Genomic DNA, 6,155 nt, shown 5'->3' on the forward strand with positions numbered 1-6,155 from the left:
CCGGTGCGCGTCACCGTCAGCGAGCCAACCGGATGACCATGATCGCATTCCAGAACCTGGCCATAATGCGACAGCGGCTTGCGATAAAAGTCCAGGACCTGCGCTGGGGAATCGTGGGTAATGTAACTGGCGGCTTTCACCAGAAAGTGCACGTTGCCAAAAGTGAAACCAAGATCGACCGCGGAGTCGGAATCCTTGTCGTCTGGATTTTTGTAGGGTGTGGCGCCCGGATATTCCGGCAAACCAAGGTCCGCAGCAGTGACGTGAGTGTTGGCATGGAGCGCGAGGTTAAGATCCGAGTCCTTTTTGGCGTCCGAATTCTGAGCCACGCACGCAGCGCTGCAAGCGGCGAGAATGACCGCGGCCGCAACCATCCTTGGCGTTGGAAACGTCCTTCGAGTCGGCAAGATCATCGTGTTGGCTCCAATCGAAACCTGTCTGGATTGGAGGTACGTCACGATCGAGCGCAAAGTTCCCTCGACGCACCGCAGTGATGAACCGCGATGCAGATGCCAACCAGGATAACCGCGAGATTGGCCTATTCCGGACCGGGACAGGTATTCGTCAGCTTGCCGCCGAGGTTTTCCTGCTGGATGGTGAGGGTTGCATGCGGCTTGCCGCCGTTTTCCGGCTGCGTGATATGGAAAACATAGATCGTGCCGTAGTCCCAGCCCGGCCAGGGCGGCAATAGAGACGCTCCGTCTCCATAGTCCTGCAATATCTGTTTGGCGAAGCGATACAGATTATCGTGTTCCCAGGCAACGAAGATCAGCGAATGGGCGTAGGCAGACTGCAGCAGCGTCTGCTGCAATTCTGCAATCTGGTCATACCCAATCTGCGTGTTCACCGGCATGCCCAGGCGAATCGCGGTGGGCTCAATGGTCGCCAGCGGGCGCACATAGGAGTAATGCGGCCCCATCTTCCCTTCCTGAATTTCAACGGCAGGATCGGGCGCGTAGATTGCGTCTGGCTTGCCGTAGCGGGCGATCAAAAGAGGCGGCAGCGCCAGTGCCCGGTTCAAACCTCGGCAGGTTAACTGGCCGAGTCCGCCGGGCGGTTTCTCTCCGTGCCGAATCATCACAATGGTCTCGCCGCCAGGATGCGGCGTTTGCGCAGCAAGCAACCGCGACGCGGCGCAGGTAAAACTGAACAACAGAACCGGGAAAAGGAATGGCTTCAGCCAGGCCAGGCGTCGCAACGGTCCCCTCCTTGGGTGGAATAGCCGACCCTTTCAAAAAGGTATAGTATGTGCTCGATTCATGAAACCTTCCAGCGGACATACCGTCATCTTCTTTAGAACAGATACGCGTGTGCAGATTGCTTCTGTCACATGCGAGGAGAAAGGTTTTCCATGGGCTCACTCCGGTTCCTCGGCTCACTTGTCCTGATCGGCGGACTGACTGGCGTCGTGCCGCCTACCGCTTGCAGCATCCTTGCCCAACAAACCAGTGCCCAACCGGCGACCGTAAGTCGCCTGGTGGGGTCGGTCCTTTCAGTGAAAGGTCAATCGCTGACCGTGAAGCCTGATTCTGGTCCCCCGACCACCGTGACTGTCGCCGATTCAGCGCGCGTGCTGGAAACGACGCCGGGCGCAAAAACTATCGCGGGTGCAAGGCCCATTCATCTAACGGATTTGGCCGTTGGCGATCGCGTTCTGATCGCGATGCGGCCGGCTCCAGATGGATCAGGTCCAACTGCGACCACGGTGATTGCCATGCGCGAGGCCGATATTGCCAAAGAGCACCAGGCCGAAGAGGCGGACTGGCAACGACGCGGGGTTGGCGGAATCGTGAAATCTGTCGATGCGGCGGCTGGGACGGTGACGATTACTCACCTGAACACCACCGTGGCGATCCACACCACTCCCAAGACGGTGATCCGCATGTACGAGCCGGGTTCCATCAAGTTCAGCGATACGAAGGTGTCCACTCTGGATCAAATCCATCCCGGCGACCAGCTTCGTGCCCGCGGAGATCGGAGCGCGGACGGCGCTGAGATGCAGGCGGAAGAAATTGTTGCCGGCAGCTTCCGCAATATTGCCGGATCTGTGGTTTCTACCGATCCAGCTGCCAATACGCTGACCGTGAAAGACTTCAAAACGAAGAAGCCGGAGGTCATTCACATGAATGCTGACTCCCAGCTGCATAAACTCGATCCCGCGATGGCGCAAGCGATCGCGGCACGCCTGAAGCCAGCGAGCGGCAACCATGAAGGGGGACCGCAAGGTAATGCTGCACACGACGGAGAGCCTGCCCATGCTTCCGCCCCGGCGAGACCCGCTGCGAGCGTGCAGCCCGCAGCGGGTCAGGTTTCCACGGAGACTGGTGCCGGGCACCACGGTGGAGACATCTCGCAGATGCTGCAGCGCGCCCCCATCATTCTCTTGCCGGATCTACATCGCGGCGACGCAGTGATGATTGTCGCCACGCAGGGAGCCCCCGGTTCGCTGACCGCATGTACCTTGCTCGCTGGCGTGGAGCCGATTCTGAGTGCCTCGCCCTCGGCGGGACAGAATCTGTTCTCTGCCTCCTGGAATCTGGGGGGACAGGGTGGCGGCGGCGCCGGTGGAGGAGATGCGTCTGGCGGACAGCAATAGCTTGGCGGAGGTCCGAATGACGGTGGATAGATGAACCTGAGCGACGCTGCAGCTTTTTTCAGGCGGAATTCCGAGGCTGGGCGTCACCGGCGGAAGGCGTCAGCCCGTACTGTAGAAAAATCAGGTCGAGATATCGGTAGAACTTCTCACCCACCTCGCGCAGGTGTGCGAGCTGTTCAAAGCTTCCAACCGACCACGGTAGCCTCCATTCAAAAGCGACGATCGTAATGCCGCATCCTACACCGAAGGCTGGGCTGGCCATCAAGAACTTTTGAATCGGCATAGGGGGAGCGATCGCGCGCTCTCCCCTGCCACACCACCTGGCATGCGGGTCCGCAGCGAGCGGTTCAAGAAGTTGAGGTGCACCACCGGCGGAATCGGGGCGAAACAGCTCGCACGCTTGAACGGCACGGATGGAAGATTCGCGCATTGGCCCGAAACGGACGACCATCGGACTCGCCAGGGAAACACAGCTCTTTGGTCGCGGTTGATATGCCGTCTTAACACCCAGCACACTGATCCCGATGGTGCGCAGCTGTTCGGGGTCGCCGATCACTTCCATCTCTGCAATGCGACCGTTGACAAACGTGAATCTCAGAACTCACGTCGAGCAGTACTGTCGGATCTCCCGAGCGCAGCCCGGCCAGAATTCTCTCTACCAACGAGTGCTGTTGACCCAGTTCGCTTTTCGGTCAGTGTTGTAACTCCGCGAATGCGTCGACGGGCGCGATTGGCGAGTTGGGTTATTTTTTTGCAAGGTACGAGAAGGGGTACTTTGGGGGTACTTTCAAATTCTCATTATCTATTCGGAGAACAAGTGCTGTACGAATCCTGCTAGTCATTTCCCCACCCCGGATATCGCAGTGAAGCAATATCTATCATTGATAGATTAAGTACGGCCGGCAAATGGATTCAAAGAAAAGTTGCAGCCCCCTGAGAAGCGTCTAGGCAGTCTCGATAATCCAGCGGCCTTCTGCATGCCTGTTGGCGGCACTGTGACGTTTTGCGAGATTCTTGCCGCAACTGTCACAAAACTGCGCTCTCCCGGTCTTGATTAGAGTGAGCATGTTGGGATCGTTCATTTGTTCACGGCATGGTTTGTCGCCTGATACTCAATCCACGAGACACGCTGAAGGTAGCACGATATATCAATGAGCCTTAAGACGTCGAAGGATCATCAGTCTTAACAGAGCCGCCCCGGAGCTCAATGCAATGTTGAAGGACAACGAGTTGAAATACGCGGAAGGATCGCAAGCGAATGGATCATCAGATTCGATTCGTTTGGCTACGTTCGAGCAATATCGCGGGTTGCTCTTTTCAATTGCCTATCGCATGTTGGGGAGCGTAGCCGACGCAGAAGACATGCTACAGGAGGCGTTCATCCGCTGGCAGCAAACAGCGGACGACAACATCCGGTCGCCGCGTGCATTTCTGGTCACGATTATCAGCAGGCTCTGCATCAATCAGTTACAGTCCGCGCGTGCGCAACGCGAGGAATACGTAGGCGAATGGCTGCCCGAACCGATCATGACCGATCCCAAAAGCGATCCGCTGGGGCTGATCAAAATTGATGAGTCTCTATCCATGGCGTTTCTTATCTTGATGGAACGCCTCACACCGATAGAACGTGCCGTCTTCCTCCTGCGAGAAGTCTTCGAATACGAATACGCAGAAATCACCGCAATTCTTGCTCAAAACGAACCAAACTGCCGCCAGATTCTTCGCCGCGCTCGTCAGCACGTCGGCGCCCTGCAGCCGCGCTTCAAGACATCGGAACGAAAGAAGAAGGACCTGTTGGAACGTTTCTTGAAGGCCACGAGCAGCGGCGACATGGAGGAACTGGTGACCCTTCTCGCAAGCGACGTCGTGCTTCAATCCGACGGTGGCGGCAACGGCCTAGCGGTTCCCAATCTGATTCACGGCATCGGCAAAGTAGCGCGTGGAGCTATGGGCGGCCTGAAAAAGCTGCTGCCGAAGAATCTGGTCCATCAGTTGGCACAGATCAACGGGGAGCCTGGAATCGTCAGCTATCTGAACGGAAAGCCGTTTTCTGTGCTGACAATCGACGCTGGCGAGACACAAATCAGGGCGATCTATGTGCTGACCAACCCAGCAAAGCTTTCTCATCTGCCAGAGTTGCCCTCAGTTCCACAGTAGGGAGCGTCCGTCACAAATCGCGATCCCCGCCGGTCTTCTAAAGCAAGAGGTAAAAGAAACAATGAACATGAGAAAAATAACCTATTGGACAGCGACGCTCTTCGTTGCGACTATCATGTCCATCTCGGGCATCATGGCGGTCACGCATGCACCCGCCATGATGAAAGCACTCGCTCACCTGGGTTATCCCGTCTATTTCTCCGATCTTCTGGGCGTCGCGAAGTTGGTGGGAACCTGCGTGCTTCTGGTCCCGGGATGGGCTCGGCTCAAAGAATGGGCATACGTGGGTTTTGGCATTACAGTCCTCAGTGCTTCGTACTCGCACCTGCTTTCTGGAGACGGACTCATGGCGCTCGAGCCGTTGGTCACGTTCGCAGCGTTGGGCGCGTCGTACATGACCAGCTTTGCTGACCGGAGGTTCTCTCCATCAGCCAATTCCCAAACTGAGCGCGGCCCGGGCAGTCTCGGCTTGGCCGCAGCCCGAGCGGGAAAGCACAGGATGTAAGGAGGAATGTCGAAGATGAAACTGATGATTCTGGGCGCCACCGGAGGAACAGGACTGCAAGTCGTTCGGAAGGCAATCGAGAGAGGCCATTCGGTGACCGCATTCGTGCGGTCACCTGATCGGCTCAAGCCATTCTGCGATAGCGTCACTGTCAGACAGGGGAACCTTCTCAATATCGAGGAACTTGCCGAAGCGATCAAAGGCCACGACGCAATTCTGTCGGGCTTCGGCCCCCGGCTACCCATTGCGAAATCCGACCACGACTTGCTACATCGCTTCGCCCTTGCTCTCACCAGCGCCATGCATCGAGCCAAGTTGCGGCGACTTGTGGTCGAATCGTCAGCTTTTCTGTTCAAGGATTCCATAGTGCCGCCCACCTATCTCCTGGGCCGGCTGTTCTTTTCCGGCGTCGTCAAAGACGCAACCGCAATGGAGCAAGTTCTCTTTGAGAGCGGTCTTGATTGGACTATTGTGCGCCCGCCCAGACTCACTGATGATCCTTACACTGGAAGATATCGGGTGCGGGAAGGCCACTTACCTCGCTTCGGATTCACAATTTCGCGTGCCGACGTTGCCGACAGCTTTATCAAGTCAGCTGAAACTCACGCGCACATTCAAAGATTGATCGGCATAAGCAATTGACAAAAGAAATCCGATGAACGAAGAGCCGCACCCTGCGCTAGGACGAGGACCCGCGCTTTGGGGTCGTAGCCGACGCGCTCACCACCTGCGAACCAAGCCAGGGCAGCCGAGCCCACCTTGGCGTCCGTGCCGGTAACTGCGCCAACGAAATTAGGCATAGCAAGTCTCCTTTCCGGGGGTGTCTGCAGCATCTTCCTACTCCGCTGTTTGCCGACCTGCTGGACGCAGCAACTAATAAAATGCGACGACGTGCGT

The 6,155-nt window shown here is 57.1% G+C and carries 7 protein-coding genes and 1 pseudogene; 4 read left to right on the forward strand and 4 right to left on the reverse strand.

Translation table 11 applies throughout. The annotated features are described in order from the left end of the window. Together VMU57_RS14570 and VMU57_RS14575 are read right to left on the reverse strand one after the other, a co-directional pair. Positions 1-329 (reverse strand): annotated as a pseudogene (locus VMU57_RS14570) (hypothetical protein); the annotation flags it as partial. A 209-nt stretch (positions 330-538) separates the two neighbouring features. Continuing rightward, positions 539-1,198 carry a histidine phosphatase family protein gene (locus tag VMU57_RS14575; protein WP_325384657.1) on the reverse strand — a complete coding sequence of 220 codons (660 nt, stop codon included), beginning with the start codon at positions 1,196-1,198 and terminating at the stop codon, positions 539-541. Between the two features lie 153 nt (positions 1,199-1,351). On the opposite strand from VMU57_RS14575, the gene VMU57_RS14580 reads away from it, so the two are divergent. Then, complete coding sequence (locus tag VMU57_RS14580; protein ID WP_325384659.1) at positions 1,352-2,596, forward strand: hypothetical protein; 1,245 nt, start codon at positions 1,352-1,354, stop codon at positions 2,594-2,596. A gap of 58 nt (positions 2,597-2,654) precedes the next feature. Here the strand turns inward: VMU57_RS14580 and VMU57_RS14585 are convergent, their stop codons facing one another. Continuing rightward, positions 2,655-3,152: a hypothetical protein gene (locus VMU57_RS14585; protein WP_325384661.1), complete on the reverse strand. Its 498-nt coding sequence runs from the start codon at positions 3,150-3,152 to the stop codon at positions 2,655-2,657. A 656-nt stretch (positions 3,153-3,808) separates the two neighbouring features. On the opposite strand from VMU57_RS14585, the gene VMU57_RS14590 reads away from it, so the two are divergent. The 3 genes from VMU57_RS14590 (at position 3,809) to VMU57_RS14600 (ending at position 5,900) form a co-directional block, all read left to right on the forward strand. Further along, positions 3,809-4,753: an RNA polymerase sigma-70 factor gene (locus VMU57_RS14590; RefSeq protein ID WP_325384663.1), complete on the forward strand. Its 945-nt coding sequence runs from the start codon at positions 3,809-3,811 to the stop codon at positions 4,751-4,753. Between the two features lie 67 nt (positions 4,754-4,820). Beyond that, on the forward strand, positions 4,821-5,258 hold the full coding sequence (locus VMU57_RS14595) for a DoxX family protein (protein ID WP_325384665.1): 438 nt from the start codon (positions 4,821-4,823) through the stop codon (positions 5,256-5,258). Positions 5,259-5,282: 24 nt separating this feature from the next. Next, the gene (locus tag VMU57_RS14600; RefSeq protein ID WP_325384667.1) at positions 5,283-5,900 is read left to right on the forward strand and encodes an SDR family oxidoreductase; all 618 of its coding nucleotides are present in this window, start codon (positions 5,283-5,285) and stop codon (positions 5,898-5,900) included. Here VMU57_RS14600 and VMU57_RS14605 read toward each other — a convergent pair. After that, positions 5,873-6,058 carry a hypothetical protein gene (locus VMU57_RS14605; protein ID WP_325384669.1) on the reverse strand — a complete coding sequence of 62 codons (186 nt, stop codon included), beginning with the start codon at positions 6,056-6,058 and terminating at the stop codon, positions 5,873-5,875. The genes VMU57_RS14600 and VMU57_RS14605 overlap by 28 nt on opposite strands. Between the last annotated feature and the right edge of the window lie 97 nt (positions 6,059-6,155).

The sequence above is a fragment of the Edaphobacter sp. genome, from assembly GCF_035532915.1.
Lineage (GTDB): Bacteria > Acidobacteriota > Terriglobia > Terriglobales > Acidobacteriaceae > Edaphobacter.

Coding starts and splice junctions, on each gene's coding strand:
- VMU57_RS14580 (WP_325384659.1), top strand. CDS start 1,352: ATGGGCTCACTCCGGTTCCTCGGCTCACTTGTCCTGATCGGCGGACTG.
- VMU57_RS14590 (WP_325384663.1), top strand. CDS start 3,809: ATGTTGAAGGACAACGAGTTGAAATACGCGGAAGGATCGCAAGCGAAT.
- VMU57_RS14595 (WP_325384665.1), top strand. CDS start 4,821: ATGAGAAAAATAACCTATTGGACAGCGACGCTCTTCGTTGCGACTATC.
- VMU57_RS14600 (WP_325384667.1), top strand. CDS start 5,283: ATGATTCTGGGCGCCACCGGAGGAACAGGACTGCAAGTCGTTCGGAAG.
- VMU57_RS14605 (WP_325384669.1), bottom strand. CDS start 6,058: ATGCCTAATTTCGTTGGCGCAGTTACCGGCACGGACGCCAAGGTGGGC.